General features: G+C 71.7%; 21 protein-coding genes. 15 read left to right on the top strand and 6 right to left on the bottom strand.

Features of this window, described 5'->3' with window-relative positions; all coding sequences use genetic code 11:
• Nucleotides 1-170: 170 nt before the first annotated feature.
• Complete coding sequence (locus ABD211_RS02380; RefSeq protein WP_344125691.1) at nt 171-1094, bottom strand: WecB/TagA/CpsF family glycosyltransferase; 924 nt, start codon at nt 1092-1094, stop codon at nt 171-173.
• Between the two features lie 100 nt (nt 1095-1194).
• Between ABD211_RS02380 and ABD211_RS02375 the strand changes: the two genes are divergently transcribed.
• The 9 genes from ABD211_RS02375 (at nt 1195) to ABD211_RS02335 (ending at nt 12336) form a co-directional block, all read left to right on the top strand.
• Entirely contained in the window at nt 1195-2136 is a 942-nt protein-coding gene (locus tag ABD211_RS02375; protein ID WP_425560320.1) for a sulfotransferase, read from the top strand.
• Nucleotides 2133-3110 (top strand): glycosyltransferase family A protein, encoded by a 978-nt coding sequence (locus tag ABD211_RS02370; RefSeq protein WP_344125687.1) that lies wholly within the window; start codon nt 2133-2135, stop codon nt 3108-3110. The genes ABD211_RS02375 and ABD211_RS02370 overlap by 4 nt, the downstream gene beginning before the upstream one ends.
• Nucleotides 3111-3186: 76 nt before the next feature.
• Nucleotides 3187-5256, top strand: a complete 2070-nt coding sequence (locus tag ABD211_RS02365; protein ID WP_344125685.1) for a beta-galactosidase — start codon at nt 3187-3189, stop codon at nt 5254-5256.
• Nucleotides 5256-6068 (top strand): DeoR/GlpR family DNA-binding transcription regulator, encoded by an 813-nt coding sequence (locus tag ABD211_RS02360; protein WP_344125683.1) that lies wholly within the window; start codon nt 5256-5258, stop codon nt 6066-6068. Before ABD211_RS02365 ends, ABD211_RS02360 begins: the two co-directional genes overlap by 1 nt.
• Complete coding sequence (gene galT / locus ABD211_RS02355; protein ID WP_344125681.1) at nt 6065-7177, top strand: galactose-1-phosphate uridylyltransferase; 1113 nt, start codon at nt 6065-6067, stop codon at nt 7175-7177. The genes ABD211_RS02360 and galT overlap by 4 nt, the downstream gene beginning before the upstream one ends.
• Nucleotides 7174-8322, top strand: a complete 1149-nt coding sequence (gene galK / locus ABD211_RS02350) for a galactokinase (RefSeq protein WP_344125679.1) — start codon at nt 7174-7176, stop codon at nt 8320-8322. Before galT ends, galK begins: the two co-directional genes overlap by 4 nt.
• A 109-nt stretch (nt 8323-8431) precedes the next feature.
• Nucleotides 8432-8794, top strand: a complete 363-nt coding sequence (locus ABD211_RS02345) for a PadR family transcriptional regulator (RefSeq protein ID WP_344125677.1) — start codon at nt 8432-8434, stop codon at nt 8792-8794.
• Nucleotides 8795-8813: 19 nt separating this feature from the next.
• A complete protein-coding gene (locus tag ABD211_RS02340) occupies nt 8814-10502 on the top strand; it encodes a hypothetical protein (protein WP_344125675.1) in 1689 nt (562 codons plus the stop codon).
• A gap of 115 nt (nt 10503-10617) precedes the next feature.
• A complete protein-coding gene (locus ABD211_RS02335; protein ID WP_344125673.1) occupies nt 10618-12336 on the top strand; it encodes a hypothetical protein in 1719 nt (572 codons plus the stop codon).
• Here the strand turns inward: ABD211_RS02335 and ABD211_RS02330 are convergent.
• Nucleotides 12314-12658 carry a TraR/DksA family transcriptional regulator gene (locus ABD211_RS02330; RefSeq protein ID WP_344125671.1) on the bottom strand — a complete coding sequence of 115 codons (345 nt, stop codon included), beginning with the start codon at nt 12656-12658 and terminating at the stop codon, nt 12314-12316. The two genes, ABD211_RS02335 and ABD211_RS02330, sit on opposite strands and share 23 nt — an antisense overlap.
• A gap of 666 nt (nt 12659-13324) precedes the next feature.
• A complete protein-coding gene (locus ABD211_RS02320) occupies nt 13325-14542 on the bottom strand; it encodes an NADP-dependent isocitrate dehydrogenase (protein WP_344125667.1) in 1218 nt (405 codons plus the stop codon).
• 135 nt (nt 14543-14677) lie between these two features.
• Here ABD211_RS02320 and ABD211_RS02315 point away from each other — a divergent pair, with 135 nt between their 5' ends.
• Nucleotides 14678-15424, top strand: a complete 747-nt coding sequence (locus tag ABD211_RS02315; protein WP_344125665.1) for a neutral zinc metallopeptidase — start codon at nt 14678-14680, stop codon at nt 15422-15424.
• Nucleotides 15425-15434: 10 nt separating this feature from the next.
• On the opposite strand, the gene ABD211_RS02310 is transcribed toward ABD211_RS02315, so the two are convergent.
• The 3 genes from ABD211_RS02310 to ABD211_RS02300 form a co-directional block, all read right to left on the bottom strand.
• On the bottom strand, nt 15435-15686 hold the full coding sequence (locus ABD211_RS02310) for a hypothetical protein (protein WP_344125663.1): 252 nt from the start codon (nt 15684-15686) through the stop codon (nt 15435-15437).
• Between the two features lie 288 nt (nt 15687-15974).
• Entirely contained in the window at nt 15975-16925 is a 951-nt protein-coding gene (gene mdh / locus ABD211_RS02305) for a malate dehydrogenase (RefSeq protein WP_344125661.1), read from the bottom strand.
• A 77-nt stretch (nt 16926-17002) separates the two neighbouring features.
• Entirely contained in the window at nt 17003-17869 is an 867-nt protein-coding gene (locus ABD211_RS02300) for a bifunctional methylenetetrahydrofolate dehydrogenase/methenyltetrahydrofolate cyclohydrolase (RefSeq protein ID WP_344125659.1), read from the bottom strand.
• A 275-nt stretch (nt 17870-18144) separates the two neighbouring features.
• Here ABD211_RS02300 and ABD211_RS02295 point away from each other — a divergent pair, with 275 nt between their 5' ends.
• The 5 genes from ABD211_RS02295 (at nt 18145) to ABD211_RS02275 (ending at nt 24001) form a co-directional block, all read left to right on the top strand.
• Entirely contained in the window at nt 18145-19788 is a 1644-nt protein-coding gene (locus ABD211_RS02295; RefSeq protein WP_344125657.1) for a peptide ABC transporter substrate-binding protein, read from the top strand.
• A 142-nt stretch (nt 19789-19930) separates the two neighbouring features.
• A complete protein-coding gene (locus ABD211_RS02290; protein ID WP_344125654.1) occupies nt 19931-20866 on the top strand; it encodes an ABC transporter permease in 936 nt (311 codons plus the stop codon).
• Nucleotides 20867-20953: 87 nt separating this feature from the next.
• A complete protein-coding gene (locus tag ABD211_RS02285) occupies nt 20954-21940 on the top strand; it encodes an ABC transporter permease (RefSeq protein ID WP_344125652.1) in 987 nt (328 codons plus the stop codon).
• An 11-nt stretch (nt 21941-21951) separates the two neighbouring features.
• Complete coding sequence (locus ABD211_RS02280) at nt 21952-22998, top strand: ABC transporter ATP-binding protein (RefSeq protein WP_344125649.1); 1047 nt, start codon at nt 21952-21954, stop codon at nt 22996-22998.
• A complete protein-coding gene (locus tag ABD211_RS02275) occupies nt 22982-24001 on the top strand; it encodes an ABC transporter ATP-binding protein (RefSeq protein WP_344125646.1) in 1020 nt (339 codons plus the stop codon). Before ABD211_RS02280 ends, ABD211_RS02275 begins: the two co-directional genes overlap by 17 nt.
• Nucleotides 24002-24136: the final 135 nt, after the last annotated feature.

Below are 24136 nucleotides of genomic sequence, written 5' to 3'. Positions count from 1 at the left end.
CTGGTGACTCCAGGCGCCCTGAGCCCCGCCACATGTGAGCAGTTGGCGAGCCTGCAGACGCCACCACCCGCCACGGAGCGGCCCTCTGGCGGGGGCGGGGACGGCACGGACTGTCCGAGTCGACGCCTTGACGGGCGCGGGAGTCGTCCCCTTCGCGGGACGCGTCGGGGCTAGCGGCGTCCCGGCAGGTGGCAGGCGGCTCGGGTGAGGAGGGCCAGGGCGTAGGGGAGGTCGTGGCGGAGGTAGCGGCCCGCCAGGCGGCCGGGCTCGCGGGCCAGGCGGTGCGCCCATTCGAGGCCGCCGCGGCGCATCCAGGTTGGGGCCCGGCGCTGGTCGCCGTCAACGAAGTCGATGGCCGCCCCGCAGCCGAGGAACCAGGCGTGCGGCAGGTCCGGGGCCAGCATCTCGATGACGCGCTCCTGCTTGGTGAAGCCCAGCCCGACGAAGACGAGGTCCGGCCGCGCGTCCACGACGGAGGTGCGCAGCCGCTCGCACGCGAGCGGATCGTCGAGGAACCCGAACGGCGGGCTCACCGCCCCGGCGACGACCAGCCCGGGGTAGCGCGTGGTCAACACCGCCGCGGCACGTCCCGCTCCGCCCGGCAGATGGATCGCCGCCGACCAGTCCCGGACCGCGTCGGCGTCGCCGGCCACGACGCCGCCCACGACGCCGGCCGCGACACCACCCCCATCGGAGGCCACGACACCAGCCCGGTCGGCAGCCGCGATATCAACCAGGTCGCCGACGGGCCCGCGCGCCGGTGGGACGCCGCCGACGAGCATGATCCGGCGGCCGTCGATGGCGCAGGCGGCGCTGAGCGACCAGATGAGGTCGGCGCCGGCCACGCGTTCGGGCAACTGCTGGTCGCGGCCGTGGCTCAGGCGGCTGGCCCAGACGACGGGCATGCCGTCGGCGACGACGAGGTCCGCGTCGTTGATATAGGCGCGCAGGGTCGCGTCGCGGGCGGCGAGGCGAAGGATGTCCACGTTGGGCGTGATGACGCGGCCGCCGGTGCCGGCGCGCAGGGCGGCGCGGACGTGGGCGACGACGCCCGCCTCAGTGATCACGTCGAAGTCGACACCGCCGACCGTCACCCGTCCGGGGGTTCGCGCAGCAACGCGCAATGAAGCAGACATTTCGCCTCTACTCGGGCAATCGTTCGTTATGTGACTTAGAACGAGAATGGGGGTGGCCGTGGTACGCGTCCTCTTCCTCGGCGGTCTCGGGCGCAGCGGCACCACCCTGCTCGAACGCGTCCTCGGCTGCCTCCCCGGCGTGTGCACCCTCGGCGAGGTCGTGCACCTGTGGCGCCGCGACCTCCTCGACAACGAACGGTGCGGCTGCGGCCGCCCGTTCTCGGCCTGCGACTTCTGGCGCGAGGTCGGCGACCGGGCGTTCGGCGGCTGGCACCGGGTGGACCCGCACCACGTCCTGCGCCTGCAGGACCGGGTCGAGCGCACCCGCCACATCCCGAAGCTCGCCGGCCGCACGTGCGACAACCAGGTGCGGGAGTACGCCGACCAGTACGCCCGCGTCTACGCTGCCGCCGCCGCGGTCACCGGGGCCCGGGTGGTGATCGACTCCTCCAAGCACGCCAGCCTCGCCTACTGCCTGCGCCACGCCCCGGACATCGACCTGCGCGTGGCACACGTCGTGCGGGACGCGCGCGGTGTGGCGTACTCATGGACAAAGACGGTGACCCGCCCGGAGAGCGACGGGCGGGAGACGATGACGCGGTACTCTCCCAGCCGCGCGGCACTCCTGTGGAGCGCGCACAACGCGGCCTTCGGGCTGCTGGGCGCGCGGGGGACGGCCGTGCGGCGGTTCCGCTACGAGGAGTTCGTGGCCGACCCGCGGGGGACGAGCCTCGCCATCGCCGCCTTCGCGGGCCTGGACCTGCCCGCCGACGCCCTGGACTTCCTCGCCGAGGGCGCCGACGGGGTGGTGCACGCCGACCTGCCGGCCACGCACAGCGCCGCCGGCAACCCCATGCGCTTCCGCACCGGACCGGTCGAGGTGCGCGCCGACGACACCTGGCGCACCGCCCTGCCCCCGAACCAGCGCCGCCTCGTGGCCGCGATCGCCGCCCCCCTGCACGGCGCGTACGGCTACCCGATCACGGGACGCCGGACGTGACCTCGATCCTGCCGCGGCACCTCACCATCCCGGCGCCGCGGCACGTCGACTGGCCGTCCGTCGGGGTGGTCATCCCGACCCGCAACCGCCCGCAACTGCTGCGCCGGGCCCTGCGCTCGGTGCTGACCCAGGACTATCCCGGGCCGCTGCGGGTATTCATCGTGTTCGACCAGGCCGAGCCCGAGTTCGACCTGCACGCCGGCGGCGACCGGCCGGTCACGGTGCTGTCCAACCTGCGTACCCCGGGCCTCGCGGGCGCCCGCAACCGCGGCATCCTGGCCGCCACGGACACCGAGATGATCGCCTTCCTCGACGATGACGACGCCTGGCTGCCGGGCAAGCTGACCGCCCAGGTGTCGGCGGTCCGCGCGCGACCCAGCACGCTGTTCTCCACCTGCGCGATCGAGGTGGAGTACGGCGGCCGGCGGGTGCCCCGGCTGGCCGGCGTGCACGAGGTGGCCGTCGACGACCTGGCCCGCTCGCGGATGGCGATGCTGCACTCGTCGGGCTTCCTCATGCGCCGCGAGGCGATCGTGACCGACCCGGCGCGGGGCGGCATCGGCCTCGTCGCCGAGGACGCCCCGGGCAGCCAGAACGAGGACTGGGACCTGCTGCTGCGGGCGGCCCGGCTGTCCCCGATCCTGCACCTGGACATCCCACTCGTGCGGGTGCTGTGGGGGCGCAGCTCACTCTTCGCCCAGGAGTACGCCACAAAGATCTCCTCGCTGCGGTGGATGCTGGCCAGGCACCCGGAGATCGGGGCGACCCCGCCCGGCGCGGCGCGCGTCTACGGGCAGATGGCCTGCTGGGAGGCGGCGCAGGGGAACCGGACGGAGGCCCTGCGGTGGGCCCGGGCGGCGATGCGCAACAACTGGCGGGAGCCGCGCGCGGCGATCGCCCTGGCGGCGGCCAGCGGTCTGGTCCGGGTGGAGCGGGTGCTGCACGCCCTGCACCGCATGGGGCGCGGTATCTGAGCCTTGTCCGCCCCTCCCCCGTGCGATAGTGTGCGGAACTGTTCGGTTGTGTGCGATCGCTGGGGAGGGCGTCACCGTGCCGGCCATCATTCCGCGCGTCACCGGCCTCTGCTACGGCGGCGACTACAACCCCGAGCAGTGGCCCGAGGACGTCTGGGTCGAGGACGTCGCGCTGATGCGCGAGGCCGGCGTCACGCTGGCCACCGTCGGCGTGTTCAGCTGGGCGTGGCTGCAGCCCGCGCCCGACCGCTGGGAGTTCGGCTGGCTCGACCGGGTGCTCGACCTGCTGCACGCCGGCGGCATCGCGGTCGACCTGGCCACCGCCACGGCCTCCCCGCCGCCCTGGTTCAGCACCGCGTTCCCTGCCAGCCTGCCGGTCACCGCGGACGGCCGGGTCCTGCACCACGGCAGCCGCCAGGCCTACTGCCCCTCCTCGCCGGACTACCGCGCCGCGGCACTGACCCTCGTCGAGCGGCTGGCCGGGCGCTACGGCGACCACCCGGCGCTCGCCCTCTGGCACCTCAACAACGAGTTCGCGTGCCACGTCCCCGCCTGCTTCTGCGACACGTCGGCGGAGGCGTTCCGGGGCTGGCTGCGCGAGCGCTACGGCACCGTCGAGGCGCTCAACGACGCGTGGGGCACCGCGTTCTGGTCCCAGCGCTACGACGACTGGTCCGAGATCATCCCGCCGCGCGCCACCCCCGCCCAGCACAACCCGGCCCAGGCGCTCGACTTCCGCCGGTTCAGCTCGGCCGAGGTGCTCTCCCTGTGCGTCGCCGAGCGCGACCTGCTGACCCGGCTCACTCCCGGCGTCCCGGTCACGACCAACCTCATGCCCACCTTCACCGGGCTCGACCACTGGGCGTGGGCACCCGAGCTGCGCGGCGAGGGCCGGCTCGTGTCCACCGACCACTACGTGATGGGCGACCACCCCGCGTCGCCGGCCGCCCAGATCGCCTTCGCGGCCGACGTGTCCCGCTCGCTCGCCGCCGGCCCGTGGCTGCTGATGGAGCACTCCACCAGCGCCGTCAACTGGCAGCCCCGCAACTTCGCCAAGCCGCCGGGCCGGCTGGTGCGCGACGCGCTCGGGCACGTGGCCCGCGGCAGCGAGGGCGCGATGTATTTCCAGTGGCGCGCCAGCGTGAGCGGCGGGGAGCGCTGGCACTCGGGCATGGTGCCGCACGCCGGCACCGACAGCCGGATCTGGCGCGAGGTCGTCGAGCTGGGCCGGCACCTGCGCGCGCTCGCCGACGTCGACGGCGCGACCGTCGCCGCCCCCGTGGCGATCCTGCTCGACTACGAGTCCCACTGGGCGCAGGAGCAGGGTTCCCAGCCGAGTGCGGACATGACCTGCTTCGACGAGATCGCCCGCTGGCACCGGGCGCTCTGGCGCGCGGGCATCGCCGCCGACGTCGCGCACCCGGAGGCCGACCTCAGCCGCTACCCGGTCCTGCTCGCCCCGGCGCTGTACGCGCTGAGCGACGCGGGCGCCGCCAACCTGACCGGGCGCGTGGCCGCCGGCGCGCACCTGCTCGTCGGGCCGTACTCGGGCGTGGTCGACGAACACGACCGGGTGCGCACGGGCGGCTACCCGGGCGCGCTGCGCGACCTGCTCGGCGTGCGGATCGAGGAGTTCTACCCGCTGCCGGCCGGCGCGACCGTCGCGCTGACCGACGGCGCGCACGGGCACGTGTGGTCGGAGCTGGGCCGCGCCAACGACGCGCGGGTCCTCGCGGCGTTCGCGGAGGGCCCGGTCGCCGGCTCCCCCGCCCTGACCCGGCGCCGCCACGGCGCGGGCACGGCGTGGTATGTGGGCACCCGCCTGTCCGACGGCTTCCTCGGCGAGCTGCTGGCCGACGTGACCGCCGGCGCCGGGGTGACGCCGACGCTGCCGGGCACGCCGCCGGCCGTCGAGGCGGTCCGCCGCTCCCACCCGGACGGCACGTCGTTCCTGTTCCTGCTCAACCACGGCGACGAGCCCGCCACGGTCCCCGCCGCCGGCGAGGACCTGCTCACGGGCGGCGTCTGGGCCGGCCCGACGCAGGTGCCCGCCGGCGGCGTCGTGGTGCTGCGCGAGGCGGCGGCAGCGGCTCCCCTGAGCCAGGTGCCCGCCCAGGCCCGGCCGGCCGCCGTCGAGGCGGCGTGATGCTGGCGGCGCAGCGGCAGTCCGCGATCCTCGACCGGGTGCGGCGCACCGGGTCGGTCCGGGTCGCCGAGCTGGCCGCGGAGCTCGCCGTCTCCGAGATGACGATCCGCCGCGACCTCGACGTCCTCGACGAGCGCGGCCTGCTGTCCAAAGTGCACGGCGGGGCGACGACCGCCGGGCCGGGCGCCACGCACGAGCCCGGCTTCGCGGCGAAGTCGGTGCGCCAGCGCGCCGAGAAGGCCGCCATCGCCGCCCGCGCGGCGTCGCTCGTGCGCCCCGGCACCGCCGTGGCGCTCTCCGCCGGCACGACCACGGCCGCGCTGGCCGGGCTGCTGCGCCGGGTGCCGGACCTGACCGTGGTGACCAACTCGATCCCGGTGGCCGACGCCCTGCGGCCGGACGGGTCGGTCGACCCGGCCGAGCCCGGCGACGTCCTGATCGACACGACCGCGCAGGTGGTGCTGACCGGCGGCGTGCGCACCCGCTCGGACGCGCTGGTCGGCCCCGTCGCCGTGACCGCGATCGGCGGCCTCCATTGCGACGTGCTCTTCCTCGGCGTGCACGGCATGAGCGAGCGGGCCGGCTTCACCACGCCCAACCTCATGGAGGCCGAGACCAACCGGGCGCTGGTCGCCGCCGCCGGCCGCCTCGTCGTGCTGGCCGACCACACGAAGTGGGACACCGTCGGCATCTCCACCATGGCCGCGCTGCGCGACGCGGACGTCCTCATCACCGACTCCGGGCTGCCCGACGCCGCCCGCGACACCCTCGCCGCCGAGGTCGGCGAGCTGATCATCGTAGGAACAACATGAGACGCACCGTCACCACCCTCGCCGACGGACGCGAGCTGATCTACTTCGACGAACCCGACGCGTCGGGGGCGTACCCGGCCGAACGGGCGTCCGTCGTGGACACCAGGCCGCTCGACCCACGTCCGCTCGCCTCGCAGCTGCGCTACGACCCGCTGCTGGACGAGTGGGTGGCCATCGCCGCGCACCGGCAGACGCGGATCTTCCTGCCGTCCAGCGACGAGTGCCCGCTGTGCCCGTCGACGCCCGCGCACGCCAGCGAGGTGCCGGCCGCGAGCTACGACGTGGCGGTGTTCGAGAACCGGTTCCCGTCGTTCAGCGACAACCCGGCCGAGGCCGATCTTGCGACGGACGCGCAGATCACCCCGCTGACGCCCGTGCGTCCCGGCGGCGGGCGCTGCGAGGTCGTCTGCTTCACCTCCGAGCACACGACCAGCTTCGCCGAGCTGAGCCCCGCCCGCGCGCGCACGGTCCTCGACGCGCAGGCCGACCGCACCGCCGCGCTGTCGGCGCGCGACGACGTCGAGCAGGTGTTCTGCTTCGAGAACCGGGGCGTCGAGATCGGCGTGACCCTGCACCACCCGCACGGCCAGATCTACGGGTACCCGTTCGTGACCCCGCGCACCCGCACGATGCTGGACTCCGCCGTCCGCTACGCGGCCGCCCACAACGGCGCCAATCTGTTCGGCGACATCCTCGCCGCCGAGCGGGCCAGCGGCGAACGCGTGGTCCTCGCCGACGATCACTGGACGGCGTACGTGCCGGCGGCCGCCCGGTGGCCGTTCGAGGTGCACGTCGTCCCCCACCGCCAGGTGCCCGACCTGCCCGCGCTCACCCACCCCGAACGGGACGCGTTCGCCGGGCTCTACCTGCGCCTGCTGCGCGCCTTCGACGGACTGTTCAGCGTCCCGATGCCGTACATCTCCGCGTGGTACCAGGCGCCGGTGCGCTCCGCCCGCGAGCTGGCGTGGCTGCACCTGCAGCTGTTCAGCATCCGCCGGGCCGCGGGCAAGCTGAAATACCTGGCCGGCTCGGAGTCGGCCATGGGTGTCTTCATCAACGACGTGCGACCCGAGGAGGCCGCCAAGATGCTGCGCGAGGCGCTGCGATGACCGCCCCCGAGGATCGCGCCCGGTCCGCCTTCGCCCGCGAGTTCGGCGTCGGGGCCGACCTCGCCTGGGCGTCGCCCGGTCGGGTCAACCTCATCGGCGAGCACACCGACTACAACGGCGGGTATGTGCTGCCCTTCGCCCTGCCGCTGCGCACGGCCGTCGCGGCGGGCCGGCTCGACCGTCGCGAGTGGACGGTGTGGTCCGAGGTGGGCCGGGCGCCGGTGACCTTCAGGGAGGCCGACCTCGAACCAGGCAAGGTGACCGGCTGGGCCGGTTACCTCGCGGCGGTCGTCTGGGCGCTGCGCGACGCGGGTATCGACGTGCCCGGCGCGCGCCTGGCCGTCGCGTCCGACGTGCCGCTGGGGTCCGGGCTGTCGTCCTCGGCCGCCCTGGAGTGCGCGGCGCTCGGCGCGCTGCTCGACCTCGCGGGCGCCGACCTGCCGCTCGACGACTGGCCGGCGCTGGCCCAACGCGCCGAGAACGTGTACGTGGGCGTGCCCTGCGGGATCATGGACCAGGCCGCGTCGTCGTTGTGCCACGACGGGCACGCCCTGTTCCTCGACTGCCGGTCGTTGGCCACCGAACAGGTGCCGTTCACGATCGCCGACGAGGGCCTCTCCGTCCTCGTGGTCGACACGCGCGCCCCCCACCGGCACGCCGACGGGGAGTATGCGGCCCGCCGTCGGACGTGCGAGGCGGCCGCCGCGCGGCTCGGCGTCGACCTGCTGCGCGAGGTCACCGACCTCGGCAAGGCCCTCGACATCCTGGCCGACGACGAGGTCGCGGTGCGGCGGGTCCGCCACGTCGTCACGGAGGACCAGCGCGTACTCGACACGATGGCGCTGCTGCGTGCCGGTCGGGCGGCCGACATCGGCGGGTTGCTCACCGCGTCGCACGCCTCGCTGCGCGACGACTACGAGGTCACGGTCTCCGAGCTCGACGTCGCGGTCGAGGCGGCGCTCGCGGCCGGCGCCCTGGGCGCCCGCATGACGGGTGGCGGCTTCGGCGGCTGCGTCATCGCGCTCGTCCGCACGGAATCGGCCGGCGCGGTGGAGGCGGCCGTCACCCGCGCGTTCGCGGAGCACAACTTCCGGGCTCCCGCGGCGTTCGTCGCCGCTCCCAGCGCCGGAGTGACCCGCGTATAGGCAGTAGCGGTCCGGGGCGGTCGGCGCGTTCGCGCCGGCCGCCCTTTCGTCGTCCGGCCGACACAGTTGTCGATTGACGACATATATAGATGGCCGATAGCTTGGTGGTATGACACCGCTCCAGGAGCCGACGTTCTTTATGCTCGCGGCACTCGCCAGCGAGTCCCTGCACGGATACGGCATCATCCAGCGGGTCGCGGAGCTCTCCCACGACCGTGTCAAGCTGCGCGCCGGCACTCTCTACCCCGCCCTCGACCGGCTCACCAACGACGGCATCGTCGAACTGGACCGCGAAGAGGTGGTGGACGGCCGCCTGCGTCGCTACTACCGCCTCACCGACTCCGGCGCCACGCTGCTCGCCGCCGATCTGGAACGCCAGCGCCGCAACGCCGACGCCGCCGCCGCGCGGCTCGCCGCACGCACCACCACCCCTGCCCCCGCCCGGCGCGCGCCCCGCGTGCGGCCCGCCTGACCGCCCGGGAGTCGACGTCATGTCCCTGGAAGACCGCTACCGCCGACTGCTGCGCGCCTATCCCCGCTCGTACCGCGCCCGGCGCGGCGAGGAGATGCTCTCCACCCTGCTCGACTCGGCCGCGCCCCGGCAGACCCACCCGTCGCGCGGCGACGCGTCCGACCTGTTGATGGGCGCCATCCGGGAGCGTCTCGGCCTGCACGCCGTCCCCGGCTTCGCCGCCGGCCTCCGCGTCGCCGGGCCCGTGTGCCTCGCGTTCGCCGCCGCGTTCACCGCCAGCAACTGGATCGCCGGCCACCGGAACACGGCATCGACCGTGGTCGCGGTCGCCTGGCTGCTCGCCGCGCTGGCCCACACGGTGGGCGGGCAACGGGCTCGTGGCCTGACCGCGTTCACGACCGGCGCGGCATGGCTGAGCACGCTCGGCGTCTCTGTCGTGGCAATCACGACCCCTCCACTGATCATCGACACCGACGGCTTCTCCAGCACGGTGCACCTGTACGGGGAGTACGTCGTCGCGCTCATGTTCGGCCTGATCGCCGCGCTCGCCACGGCGGCGCCGCAGACGTCGTCGGGCACCCTGCGCACCGTCGACCGGGCCGGCGTCGCCGTCGCGGTCATCAGCGCGGTCGCGGCGGTCGCGCTCGTGGAGAGCGCTACCTACCGCGTCGCGTTCAACGACCTGGTCTTCACCACGCCCGTGTGGGCCACGTGGTGGCTCCTCGCGCCGGTCACGGCACTCATCGTCGGCGTGGTCCGGGCGGTGACCCGACGCGCCACGGGCGGGCTGTGGGCGACCGGGCTGCTGCTCGTGCCCCTACCGATGATTGGCCTGGACTCGTTCGACCTCCTCGGTTCCTGGCACCTGCCCTCCTGGTCGCTTCCCACGCAGGCGCCGTCGGCGAGTCTGTCGGTGATGCTCGGTGCCGTGGTGGCCCTGGCGGTGCTGATCGGAGCGACCCGGGCGGCGACGCCAGCCCCGACCCGCGACAGCCGCATGGGGCTCGCCATAGCCGGGTCCGTGGGCCTCGATCTGGCCGCGGCGTTGAACGCCTCGATTTTCGCCATCTCCACGGCGAACAACGACGGCCCGACCATGGGCACCGGCTGGACGGCCCCCCTGACGGTGGGCGCCCTCCTGGTCGCGGCGGTGGCGAGCCGCTTCCTGCCCGCCTGGCCGGTGCGCGGGCTCATCGGCTTCGGCCTGGTGACTCTGTTCTGGGTGGTGCTGGACGGCGGCAACAGCAGTCTGTACCCGGAGCTGTACGCCACCATGGTGCCGCTGCTGCTCGTCGCGTTGGTCGCCCCGCGGTCGCGGGGCGCCAGCAGGACCGGCGGGGCGTTCATCGCCGCGGGGGCCGCCATGGCTCTCTTCGTCTTCCCACTGGCGGACGGTTCGGACGTGACCTACGCCCACATGGTGGTTGCCCCGGCGATCGGCGGCATCGTGCTCGTACCGCTGCTGTGGTTGGGCGGAGTGGCCGTGTTGACCGGGCCGCCGCGGGGCGTCGCCGCCGCCACGGTGGCGTTCGCGGCCGGCCTGTTCTGGGCGCTCCAGCAACTGTTCACCCTGACCGACAGCCGGGCACTCGCCGCCGTGATCGGTGGCGGGATCGCGGTGCTACTCATCGGGCGGGCGATCCGCCGCCTGGCGGCACCACGCACGCCCACGGCTCCAGCGCTGCCGGTGGACGCCGCGACGTCCTGACCGGTGCTGTGTGGGCGGCCGACCGGCTATCGGGGGAGGTCGGCCGCTCACACCGCACGTCCGCTGGGGACGGAACCCGATCGATCGACGTCACATACGCCCAGGAGTCCACGTCATGTCCCTGGAGAACCACTACCGCCGGCTGCTGCGCGCCTATCCCCACACGTACCGGGAGCGGCGCGGCGAGGAGATGCTCTCCACGCTGCTCGACGCCGCCGCGCCCGGCCAGACCCGCCCGGCCCGCGGCGAGACGGCCGACCTTCTCGTCGGTGCCGTACGCGAGCGCCTCGGCCTGCACGCCGTGCCCGGCTTCGCCGTCGGCCTACGCGTCGCCGGGTCAGCCTGTCTTGCCTTCGCGGCGGCCCATACCGTCAGCACCTGGCTGGCCGGCACCGTCGGCCGGACCGCCGTGGTGCTCGGCGTCGCCTGGCTGCTGGCCGCGCTGGCGTACGTCCTCGTCGGCCGCCTGGTCACCCGGGCCCACGCCGCGGTGGCCGTCGCCGTCGCCTGGGTGGCCACTGTCGGCGCCGCCCTGATGCCACCGCCGACCATCGTCACCGGGGCTGTCAACGGGCAGCCCTTCGAATGGGCCGCCCAGGCCGGGGTGTACAACGTGGCCCTCGTGGCCGGGTTCGTCGCGCTGCTCGCCACGGCCGCGCCGCCACCGGCGCCGGGTTCCACCATGGCGACCGCGGAACGCGCCGGCGTGGCGCTCACCGTCGCGGGCGCGGCGCTGGCGACACATTTCGTGGAGGGTGCGGTCAACCGGTCGCAGCTCACCGAAACCGCCGCGTTCGCGTCGCCGAGCTGGACCGCGTGGTGGTTGGCCGTGCCCGTCGTCGCGCTCCTGGCCGGCACCGCCGAGTTCATCGCCCGCCGCACGACGGGCGGCCTGTGGGCCACCGGCTTGACGCTGCTCCCGGTCACGATGACCGTCGGCTGGACGTTCGGCGGCGACGCCATGTGGGGGTTCCCGCCCAGGCTGGTCCTCGTGGTCATACCGCCGGCCAGCCAAGCGGCGCTGCTCGGCGCGGTCATCGCCGTGACGGTCCTGCTCGCGGCCGAACGAGCGACCGGCGCGGCGGGCGGGTCAACCCCCGTGAAGCGCGACCCTCGGCGCCGACTCGCGGTGGCCGGCGCGCTCAGCCTCGATCTCGCGGCGGTGCTGGGCGCCATGTTCCTCGCCGACGCGACGATGAGGATGCCGGAGACGATCTTCCGGGGCGGATGGGCGCCGGAGGTCACCGTGGGCGCGCTCCTGGCCGCCACCGTCGCGCGCCGGGTCCTGCCGGATCGGGCGGCACGGCTGGTGGCCTTCGTGGCACTGGTCCCGATCGCCATCGCCGTCTACACGGGGGCGAGCGGCTTCATCGACCGGGACATGGCGTTGACGTTCGCACTCCTATTGATCATCTCGCTGGTCACCCCACCGGCGCCGGATACCTCGCGCGGGCCCGGCACGCTGATCATGATGATCGCCGGCGTCGCCATCGTCGCCGTCACTCTGATCGACACGAGGCACCTGACGAGCGTCCTTCCGTTCCTGATCCCGACCGTGGGCGGGGTCGTGCTCATCCCCACCGCGTGGTGGGCCGCCCGCACGGTGCTCACCGCGGCGCACGGCGCGACCGGCGCGGCCGTCGCCTTCGGCGCGGCGACGATGTGCATCGTCGATGGCCTGCTCCTGGTGACCGACCAGCGGATGCTGGCCGTCGTCACCCTCGGGGCGCTCACGATGGTCCTGATCGGACGGGCCATCCGCCGCCCGGCCACGGACCCATCCGGTGCGGCGCTTGACGGCGACGGCGTGATCACCGGCGCGCCGCGCACGTGATGCAGGTACGGGCGGCCGGCCGCGCCACCAGGCGTTCGGGATCGATCGGCCGCCCGCACCCGGCACACGTGCCGTAGCTGCCCTGATCGAGGCGCGCAAGCGCGTCGTCCAGGTCGGCAAGACGCTGGCGGGCCTGGTCGAGAAGGGCGGCTACCTGGGCACGCTCGAACGCGATCGTCGCGCCCTCGGGGTCGTGCTCGTCGTCGGTCGCCACGACGTAGGCCGCGGCCATGACACCGTGGAGGTCGGCGGTGAGCGCGGCGATCTGCCCGACGGTGTCCACCCGGGCGGCATTGAGGCGTTCGCGTGCGCCGTACTCCATGACTCAGGGTAGGTCGATATGCGCGGTGGCCGGGTCGCCACGTGCGACCCGGCCACCGCAGGGAAGGGACGGCAGGCTGTTAGCCAGACACCGGGCGCGACTGCGACCTCGCGGTCGCTTCCGCTGCCCACTGTGGGAGGCGACTGGTGTCGCTCTCACATCCTGTTCAACGAGGGCTCGGCGACCCGGGTAACGGCGGCCCGCTCAGCGGGTGAGGTAGTCGACGATCGCGTCGAACTTGACGTTGAACGTCTCGCCGAGAGCGTAGAAGGAGGCGATCATCACCATGACGATGAAGCCGAGCATGAGCGCGTACTCGACGGCGCTCGCGCCCCGGTCGTCAGCCCGTGACGTGGCCTTCCGCCGCGCTCGTGGGCGACTCCCTTGTGGCAACACTCCGCCAGGCTTCCTTACAGTCGTACCCCGCACCATCGGTTGAGGGTGGCGGTGAGGTGGACGATCGGCCCTTGCGGCGACACAAAGGGTGTTCGTCGGTCAGCCATTCTGACCAGGAGTCCCTGACGAAGGGCCAGCGGCGCCAGATCCCCCTGTGGGGGTCACACTAGGGCACCATCGGGACGAGCGCACCCTGGTGAATACGCACCATACGCAACAGCCCCGGACCCCGTCACGTAACGGGGTCCGGGGCTGCGGCTGTGCGCAGGGTCAGGCGCCCAGGGCGCGGGCGAGGTTCTCGTCGAGCGCCCCCATGAACTCGTCGGTGGTCAGCCACGGGGCGTCCCGCGAGATCAGCAGGGCCAGGTCCTTGGTCATCTGGCCACCCTCGACGGTGGCGACGCAGACCTTCTCCAGCGTCTGGGCGAACTCGGTCACCGCCGGGGTGCCGTCCAGCTTGCCGCGGTGGGCCAGGCCCTGCGTCCAGGCGAAGATCGACGCGATCGGGTTCGTCGACGTCTTCTCGCCCTTCTGCCACTGGCGGTAGTGCCGGGTGACGGTGCCGTGGGCGGCCTCCGCCTCGACCGTGCGGCCGTCCGGCGTCATGAGCACCGAGGTCATCAGGCCGAGCGAGCCGAAGCCCTGGGCCACCGTGTCGGACTGCACGTCGCCGTCGTAGTTCTTGCATGCCCAGACGAACCCGCCCTCCCACTTCAGGGCGGCCGCGACCATGTCGTCGATCAGGCGGTGCTCGTAGGTGATACCGGCGGCCTTGAACTCGTCGGCGAACTCGGTCTCGAACACCTCGGCGAAGATGTCCTTGAACCGGCCGTCGTACGCCTTGAGGATCGTGTTCTTGGTCGACAGGTAGACCGGCCACTGGCGGGCCAGGCCGTAGCGCAGCGAGGCGCGCGCGAAGTCGCGGATGGACTCGTCGAAGTTGTACATGCCCATGGCGACGCCGCCGCCGGTGAACTTGGCGACCTCCATCTGCACCGGCTCGCCGCCGTCGGCCGGCGTGTAGGTGATGGTCACCGTGCCCGGGCCGGGCACCACGAAGTCGGTCGCCTTGTACTGGTCGCCGTGGGCGTGACGGCCGATGACGATCGGCCTGGTCCAGCCGGGGACGAGCCGGGGCACGTTCGACATGATGATCGGTTCGCGGAAGACGACGCCGCCGAGGATGTTGCGGATGGTGCCGTTGGGCGAGCGCCACATCTTCTTGAGACCGAACTCGGCGACGCGCGCCTCGTCGGGGGTGATGGTGGCGCACTTCACGCCGACGCCGTGCCGCTTGATGGCGTTCGCGGAGTCGATGGTGACCTGGTCATCGGTCGCGTCGCGGTGCTCAATGCCGAGGTCGTAGTAGTCCAGCTCAACGTCGAGATAGGGCAGGATGAGCTGCTCGCGGATCTGCTTCCAGATGATCCGGGTCATCTCGTCGCCGTCGAGCTCGACGACCGGGTTGTCCACCTTGATCTTGGCCATGGCGCCGCGCGCTCCTTCTCCAGAGGTCACTAACAGTACGAGCGTACTGCAGCCCGATTCACCCGTGCGGGGGGTGTGGCGACTTCGTTCCGTGGGCAAGGAAACACCGACCCGATCCCCCTATCGGAGCCCACGATGCCCACCCCCTCGGTCCGCCGCCGCACCGCAGTCTGGCTCGGCGCCGCCCTGCTCGCCGCGGCCTGCGGGCTGCACGCCTTCGACGACGGCGGCTCCGGCGAGGGCGCCAACCCCGACCCATCGAGTACGCGGTCGCTGGAAGGCGCCTTCGACTACGAAACCATGGATGACTACGTCGACGAGGTCGTTCCGATGATCACGGAGTGGCAGCGGGCCACCTGGCCCGACCTGCCCTCGCCCCGGAAGGTGACCTACGTCCCGCACGGCGCCAGCGGACCCGAGGGCTGCCAGGACCGCGAGGGCCGCCAGGCGGTCTACACCTCCGAGTCGTACGAGTACTGCGGCGGCGACCAGATCGTCTACGTCGGCCAGGACCTGCTCTGGGCGCTCTACGACCGGGCGGGCGACGCCGGCCCGGCGGTGGGTCTGGCCCACGAGTGGGGCCACCACATCCAGAGCCTCGTCGGCGTCCCGGCCCCGCAGACCCCGGAGGCCAGCATCCAGCTGGAGAACCAGGCCGACTGCATCGCGGGCGCGTGGGTCCTGTTCACGAAGGAGAAGGGCTACCTGGAGCTGCCCGACGACATTGAGGACATCGAGCAGCTGTTCCCGCTGATCGCGTCCGCGGAGAGCGCCGACCGCGACCACGGCACGCTCGCCGAACGCGAAAAGTCCTTCAACCTCGGCTACACCAAGGGCGTCGAGCAGTGTGACCGCTTCTTCCCCGACACCCCGCTCACCTGATCAGCGCAGTTCAGGCGAGCAGCTCCTCAACCGAGGCAACCGTGGCAACCCGCCGCAGCCAAAGATCAATCTGGTCGACGGCGGTGCATTCGGCGATCTGCGCACGCGCCGCATCGGAGATCTCGATACCTCGAGCATCAAGGACCTTCAGCACCGCCAGCGCCTCACCGCGGGCCTCACCCTGGGCCTCACCCTGGGCCACGCCATCGTCGTAGTGACGGCGGCCGAAGTCGCTCAGCGGCCGCCCAGTTGCGATCGACATCAACGCCTCCGGGTCCCTCCGGGTCGCCTCGCGCACTGCCGCGCTGACGATGTCATAACCTCGTCGAACTCCGGAATGGTCAGGCCCAACTGGTCCACCAGGAGTTGGGCCGCCAAGGTGGGCCGTTCGCGGAACATCTCGATGAGGATCTCGTGAAGCGGTGAGGGCACGGCGCCGACGCTGGCGGCGGTCGACTTTGGCGCCGCAAGCCCGCGTGGCGGCATTCACCCGAAAGCGCGACGCGGCCCGGGCGTCCACAGGGGACGCCCGAGCCGCGGTCGGTTGGCCCTACAGGTCGGCGACGTCCGACTGCTTGGCGCGGACGGCCTCGGCGGCCTCCTTGAGCGACGCGAGCTCCGCGTCGGTGAGCGGCGTCTCGACGACCTTGCGGACGCCGGTGGCCCCCAGCTCGGCGAGCACGCCGAGGTAGACGCCGGAGATGCCGTACTCGCCGTCGACCCAGGCGCAGACCGGCCAGACCTCGCCGCTGTCCTCGGCGATCGCCTTGGCCATGCGGGCGGCGGCGGCCGACGGGGCGTAGTACGCCGAGCCGGTCTTGAGCAGCGCCACGACCTCGGCGCCGCCGTTGCGGGTGCGGGTGACCAGCTCCTCGATCTTGTCGGCCGGGAGCAGCTCGGTGAGCGGCCTGCCGTCCACAGTGCACTGCGACGGGACCGGGACCATGGTGTCGCCGTGCGAGCCCAGGGTCAGCGTCTTGACCGACTTCACCGGCACGCCGAGGGTCTCGGCGACGAAGTTGGTGAAGCGGGCGGTGTCGAGCACGCCGGCCTGGCCGAGCACCCGGTTCTTCGGGAACGCGGTGGCGATCTGGGCCAGCGCGGTCATCTCGTCGAGCGGGTTGGAGACCACCACGACGACGGCGTTCGGCGCGTACTTGGCCACGTTCTCGGCCACCTGGCGAACGATCTTCGCGTTGACGCCCAGGAGGTCCATCCGGCTCATGCCCGGCTTGCGGGGCAGGCCCGCGGTGATGACGACGACGTCGGAGCCCTCGATCGCCTCGTAGCCCTCGCCGTTCGGGCCGGTGCTGACACCGACCACCTTCGTCTCGAAGCCCTCGATGGCCCGCGACTGGTTGAGGTCGAGGGCGAGACCCTGCGGCTTGCCCTCGATGATGTCGGTGAGCACGACCGTCTCGAAGACGTCGTACTCGGCGAGGCGCTGTGCGGTCGTGGAGCCGTAGAATCCGGCGCCGACGACGGTGACCTTCTTGCCCATGGCGTGGTGTCTCCCGCGTTAACCGGCGTTAAAAAACCTGCTGTTTCTGCACAGTAACCCGCGGTGGTGGACGCCGCTCAGCCGGCCGCGCGTTCGGCGGTCTCCACCACATTCGACAGGAGCATCGCCCGCGTCATCGGGCCGACGCCGCCGGGGTTCGGGGTGAGGTAGCCGGCCACCTCGGCGACGCCCGGGTGCACGTCGCCGGCCAGGCGCGACACGCCGTCGTCGCCGACCCGCCGGCCCGTACCGAGGTCGACCACGGCCGCGCCGGGCTTGACCATGTCGGCCGTGAGGATGTCCGGGACGCCGGCCGCGGCCACCACGATGTCCGCGCGGCGGGTGTGCGCCACGAGGTCGTGGGTGCCGGTGTGGCAGTACGTGACCGTCGCGTTCTCCGAGCGACGGGTGAGCAGCAGGCCGAGCGGGCGGCCCACGGTGATGCCCCGGCCGATGATGACCACCTCCGCGCCCTCGATCGGCACCCCGTAGCGGCGGAGCAGTTCGAGGATGCCCTTGGGCGTGCAGGGCAGCGAGCCCGGGACGCCCAGGACGAGCCGGCCGAGGCTGACCGGGTGCAGGCCGTCCACGTCCTTGGCGGGGTCGACCGCCTCCAGCACGCGCTGCTGGTCGATCTGGCGCGGCATCGGGAGCTGGACCAGGTAACCGGTGCAGGCGGGGTCGGCGTTGAGCTCCGCGACGGCCCGGTCAACCTCTTCCTGGGTGGCCGTCGCGGGCAGGTCCTTGCGGATCGAGACGATCCCGACCTCGGCGCAGTCGCGGTGCTTCATCGCGACGTAGGTGTGCGAGCCGGGGTCGTCACCGACCAGGATGGTGCCCAGCCCGGGCTGGATGCCGCGCTCGGCGAGCGCCTTCGTCCGTACCCGGAGCTCGTCCTTGATCGTGGCGGCGGTGATCTTGCCGTCCAGAAGCGTCGCGGTCACCCCCCGATCCTGCCACGTGGCCGGTTCGCGCCCCCGGCCCGGCCCGGCCAAGCTGATAACTCTCTGTAATCGACCCGATAGCTCGCTATGAGCATCGGCGAATCAATTGCCGCCGTCCTACCAAGTGTTGGGAGAATCTGTGGTGATAATTCCTGATAAGTAGACCCTGGTCACGGTGAGTGCTGCCCGGAGAAAGTCCACCGGCCGCCGCCGTTGACCACCGGAGCGTGAAAGCGCCCGCCCGAGCCTCGGCGCCGGCGCGGCAAGGAGGAACCATGCAGGTCCGCAGGCGTGCCGCCTGGGCCGTGCCCGCAAGCCTGATCGTCGTGACCAGCGCACTGGCCGGCTGCGGCGGGGACGACGAGGGGGGCGGCAGTGCGAACACCAGCGCGGTGGTCACCATCGGCATCGCCGAGCCGCAGTTCCTGATCCCGACCAACACCAACGAGACCAGCGGCTCGCAGGTCCTCGCGGCGCTGTACACACCGCTGGTGGACTACGACGCGCAGAACAAGCCGTACGAGGTGGCGGCGGAGTCGATCACCCCGTCCAACGGCAACAAGACGTGGACCATCAAGCTGAAGGACGGCTACACGTTCCACAACGGCGAGAAGGTCACGTCCGACAGCTTCATCGACTCCTGGAACTACGGCGCCTACGGCCCGAACGGCCAGAACAACAACTACTTCTTTGACAAGATCGCCGGGTACGCCGACATGAACACGTCGGACCCCGACGGCGACGGCCCGAAGACGGCGCCCGTGCCCAAGGCCAAGACGCTGTCCGGCCTGAAGAAGGTCGACGACCTGACGTACACCGTCGACCTGACCAACCCGTTCATCGACTTCAAGACGCTGCTCGGCTACACCGCGTTCTACCCGCTGCCGAAGGCGGCGTTCGAGAGCGACGGCAGCGTCAAGAAGGACTTCGAGAACGCCCCGGTCGGCAACGGCCCGTTCAAGATGAAGGGCACGTGGCAGCACGACCAGCAGATCGAGGTCGAGCGCTACGACGCGTACCCGGGCACCAAGCCCAAGGTCGCCGGCGCCATCTTCAAGGTGTACCTGCAGCCCACGGCCGAGTACAACGACCTGCTCGCGGGCAACGTCGACGTGATGAAGCAGATCCCGACGGAGAACCTGACCACCGCCCCGAACGACCTGGGCGACCGGTTCCTCAAGAGCCCGGCGTCGTCGCTGCAGATCCTGGCGTTCCCCACGTACGACCCGAAGTTCGCCAAGGTCGAGGTCCGCAAGGCCATCTCGATGGCGATCGACCGGGACGAACAGGTGACCGCGATCTTCAAGGGTTCGCAGACCTCCGCCAGGTCGTTCGTGTCGCCGGTCGTGGCCGGCTACCGGCCCGACACCTGCGGCGACGCGTGCAAGTACAACCCGACGGCGGCCAAGGAGGCGTACACGGCCGCGGCCGGGCCGTCGAGCCTGGTCATCACGTACAACGCGGACGGTGGGCACAAGGACTGGGTCGAGGCGACCTGCAACCAGCTCAAGAACAACCTGGGCGTGACCTGCACCGCGCAGCCGGAGGCCAAGTTCGCGGATCTGCTCACCAAGCTGGACAAGAAGCAGAACGTCGGCATGTTCCGCATGGGCTGGGTCATGGACTACCCGTCCATGGAGAACTACCTGGGCCCGCTGTACACGACCAACGGCTCGTCGAACTACTACGGGTTCAGCAACAAGGAGTTCGACGACCTGGTGGCCGCCGGCCAGCAGGCCGAGACCGCCGAGGCCGCGATCGTCAAGTACCAGGCGGCGGAGGACATCCTCGCCAAGGAGATGCCGGTCATGCCCATGCGGTTCGGGCAGAACGTGTTCGGTCACTCCGAGCGCACCCGCAACGTCGCGATGGACCTGTTCAACCGGGTCGACCTGCTCCAGATCGAGGTCGTCTCCTGACCTCGTGACCGGGTCCGCGCCGGCGGGCCGCCCCTCATCGGGGCGGCCCGCCGGCGCGTAGGGGATACATCCCCGAAGCCTGAATACCGTCTTTTCCGCCGATAAGCCATGCTTAAGGGCGATCTGCGGAGAGACTAGGGGCATGTTCCGCTACATCGTGCGGCGGCTGCTCCAGATGGTCCTTGCCTTCTTCGGCACGACCTTGATCGTCTTCGCCCTCATGTTCGCGGGCCGGGGCGACGCGCGCAACGTCGCGCAGTCCCTGGCCGGCGAGCGGCCGGTCAGCGAAGCGCAGCTGAACGCGATGATCCAGGAATTCCACCTCAACGAGGGCTTCTTCGCGCAGTACTTCTACTACATCGGCGGACTGCTGCACGGGGACTTCGGCACCTCGCTCACCGGCCAGCCGATCAACGAGATCCTGGCCCGGGCCTGGCCGGTCACCGCCAAGCTCGCCGTCGTGGCGATCCTCTTCACGATCATCTTCGGCGTGACGGGCGGCGTGATCGCCGGCATCCGGCGCGGCGGCATCCTCGACAACAGCACGCTCGTGCTGACCCTCGTCGTGATCGGCATCCCGTCGATCGTGCTGGCGCCGGTCGCGCAGTACCTGTTCGCGGTGAAGTGGCCGATCTTCCCGGCCACGGCGGGCGCCGATCCCAGCCTGTACCAGATCCTGCTGCCCGGCATGGTCCTCGGCTCGTTGTCGCTGGCCACGGCCCTGCGCCTGACCCGCGCGTCGGTCGGCGAGAACCTCCGCTCCGACTACGTCCGCACGGCCCGCTCCAAGGGCCTGCAGCCGCGCCGGGTCATCGGCGTCCACGTGCTGCGCAACTCGCTCATCCCGATCGTGACGTTCCTCGGCGTCGAGCTGGGAAACCTCATGGGCGGCGCGATCGTGACCGAGGGCGTGTTCAACGTCCCCGGCGTCGGGCAGTACCTGTTCCGCTCCATCCGCACCGGCGACGGGCCGCTGGTGATCGGTTTCGTGAGCGTCCTCGTGGTCGTCTACCTCGTCATCAACCTCGTCGTCGACGTGCTCTACGCCGTACTCGACCCGCGGATCCGGTATGAGTGAGGTGGAGGCAGTGAACGAGCGTCAGCGAGTGAACCGTCAGCTCAGTGATGACTCACGCCAACGCCGGAGCGCAGCGGAGGTGTTGGCGTGAGCGACTTCGAGACGGTGGCGGCTACCGAGTTGCACACCGCCACGCCCGGGCCGGCCGGCAATCCGAACGCGCCCGGACAGCCGTCGGACATCGGGGTGCCGCCGACGCCCAGCGCGGTGCCCGGAAGGCCGCGCAGCCTGGCCGGCGACGCGTGGCGCGACCTGCGCCGCAACCCGCTGTTCTGGATCGCCCTGGTGATCGCGCTGATCGCCCTGCTCATGGCGATCGTGCCGCAACTGTTCACCTCGGCCGACCCGAACGACTGCGCCCTGCGTATGCAGCACCACGGCCCGCAGGGCGCGGCCATCTTCGGGTTCGACTTCCAGGGCTGCGACGTCTACGCCCGCGCCGTCTACGGGGCCCGCGCCTCGCTGCTCGTCGGCGGGCTCGCGGCGCTCACCGCGGGGCTCATCGCGATCCTCGTGGGCATGGTCGCCGGCTTCTTCGGTGGCTGGCCCGACGCGGTCCTGTCCCGGATCGTCGACATCGTCCTGGGCATCCCGCTACTGCTCGCGGCAATCGTGGTGATGGGCCGGGTGCCGAGCGGTCACGAGAAGACGCGCATCGCCGCCGTCGTCCTCGTCCTGGGTCTGCTCGGCTGGACCACGGCGGCGCGCGTCATCCGCTCCTCGGTCATCACCGCCAAGCAGCAGGACTACGTGCAGGCGGCGCGCATGCTCGGCGCGGGCAACGGCCGCATCATGTGGCGGCACATCCTGCCGAACTCGATCGCGCCCGTACTCGTCATCATCACGATCGCGTTGGGCTCGTTCATCGCCACCGAGGCCACCCTGTCTTTCCTCGGCATCGGCCTGCAGAGCCCGACCATCTCGTGGGGCATCTCGATCGACAGCGGCCGGCTGCACATGCGCGAGGCGGTCACGCCGCTGATCGTACCGTCGGTGTTCCTCGCGCTGACCGTGCTGGCCTTCATCATGCTGGGCGACGCGATCCGCGACGCCTTCGACCCGAAACTGCGCTAGCGGAGGCGGGCATGACACACCTGACAGTCGAGGCGTCCGGCGGGATCGGACCCGCCCCTCGTGGCGCCGCGCCGCACCTGCTGGAGGTCCGGGACCTGTTCATCGAGTTCCACACCCGCGACGGCGTGGCGAAGGTGATCAACGGCGTGTCGTACCACCTCGACCCCGGGGAGACGCTGGCCGTGCTGGGCGAGTCCGGCTCCGGCAAGTCGGTGACCGCGCAGGCCATCATGGGCATCCTCGACATGCCGCCCGGCAGGATCACCGGCGGACGGATCCTGTTCAAGGGCAACGACCTGCTGGAGATGGAGGAGGCCGACCGGCGGCAGGTGCGCGGCCAGAGCGTCGCCATGATCTTCCAGGACGCGCTGTCGGCCCTGAACCCCGTCTTCACCGTCGGCTACCAGATCACCGAGACGCTGCGCCGCCGCGCGGGGATGAGCAGGTCCGACGCGAACGCCCGGGCCGTCGAGCTCATGGACCTCGTCCGGATCCCGGCGGCGCGCACCCGGCTCGGCGACTTCCCCCACCAGTTCTCCGGGGGCATGCGCCAACGCGTCATGATCGCCATGGCGCTCGCGCTGAACCCCAAGGTGCTCATCGCCGACGAGCCGACCACCGCCCTCGACGTGACCGTCCAGGCGCAGGTCATGGACCTGCTCGGCGACCTGCGCCGGGACCTGAACATGGCGATGATCCTCATCACCCACGACCTCGGCGTCGTCGCCGACGTGGCCGACCGCATCGCCGTCATGTACGCCGGCCGCATCGTGGAGCACGCCGACGTGCACAGCCTGTACGCGAACCCGGCCCACCCGTACACGAAGGGTCTGCTCGAGTCGATCCCCCGGCTCGACACCCGCGGCACCGAGCTGACCACCATCAAGGGACTCCCGCCGAACCTGATGCATCCGCCGAGCGGCTGCACGTTCCACCCACGCTGCCCGTACGCCGAGGAGATCTGTGTCGAGCAGGTGCCCCCGCAGATGGAGCTGGGCAACGGCCGCACCAGCGCCTGCCACTTCGCCCAGGAGGTCCTCGATGGCACCATCCGGTGACCCCATCCTGACGGTCGAGGGCCTGGTCAAACACTTCCCGATCACCCGCGGGATCGTGTTCAAGAAGAAGATCGGCGCCGTCAAGGCGGTCGACGGGGTGAGCCTGACCCTGCACAAGGGCGAGACGCTGGGCGTCGTGGGCGAATCGGGCTGCGGCAAGTCGACGCTGGCGAAGCTGCTCATGCGGCTGGAGACGCCGACCGCCGGCCGGGTGCGCTTCGGCGACCGGGACATCTTCGCGATGTCCGGCCCGGAGCTGCGCCGGCTGCGCCGCAACGTGCAGATGGTCATGCAGGACCCGTACACGTCGCTGAACCCCCGGATGACGGTGGGCGACATCATCGGTGAGCCGTTCGACATCCACACCGACGTGGCGCCGAAGGGGTCGCGGGCGACGCGCGTGCGGGAGCTGCTCAACTACGTGGGCCTCAACCCCGAACACCTCAACCGGTACCCGCACCAGTTCTCCGGCGGGCAGCGCCAGCGCATCGGCATCGCCCGCGCGCTCGCCCTCCGCCCAGAGATCATCATCTGCGACGAGCCGGTCTCGGCGCTCGACGTGTCGATCCAGGCGCAGGTCATCAACCTGCTCGAACGCCTGCAGGGCGAGCTCGGCCTGTCGTACCTGTTCATCGCCCACGACCTGTCGGTGGTGCGGCACATCTCCGACCGGGTCGCGGTCATGTACCTCGGCAAGGTCGTGGAGATCGGCACCGAGGACGAGATCTACACGCGCGCGACGCACCCGTACACGCAGGCGCTGTTGTCGGCGGTGCCGGTGCCCGACCCGACGGCCCGCGCGCACCGCGCGGTGATCCGGCTGTCGGGCGACGTGCCGTCGCCGGCGAACCCGCCGTCGGGGTGCCGCTTCCGTACCCGTTGCTTCAAGGCGCAGGACGTCTGCGCCGTCGAGGAGCCACCCCTGGCGGTACGCGACGCCGACCCGCACCCGAGCGCCTGTCACTTCGCTGGCCTGCTGTCGGAGCCGCCCACGCCGGCGTAACCGATCCGCGACGGTGGATACCGAACGTCGTGGACGCGACGCGGACCCGTCCGAGGCCCTATACTCCGTGGCCGGGCGGGGGCCGGTCGGATGGAGGCGGCGACGTGGGTTCACCGGGCACTCGGAGGCGGCACA

The sequence above is a fragment of the Luedemannella flava genome (genome assembly GCF_039528515.1).
GTDB lineage: Bacteria > Actinomycetota > Actinomycetes > Mycobacteriales > Micromonosporaceae > Luedemannella > Luedemannella flava.
The sequence above is the reverse complement of the archived record's forward strand: the minus strand, read 5'-3'. Positions and strand labels throughout refer to the sequence as shown.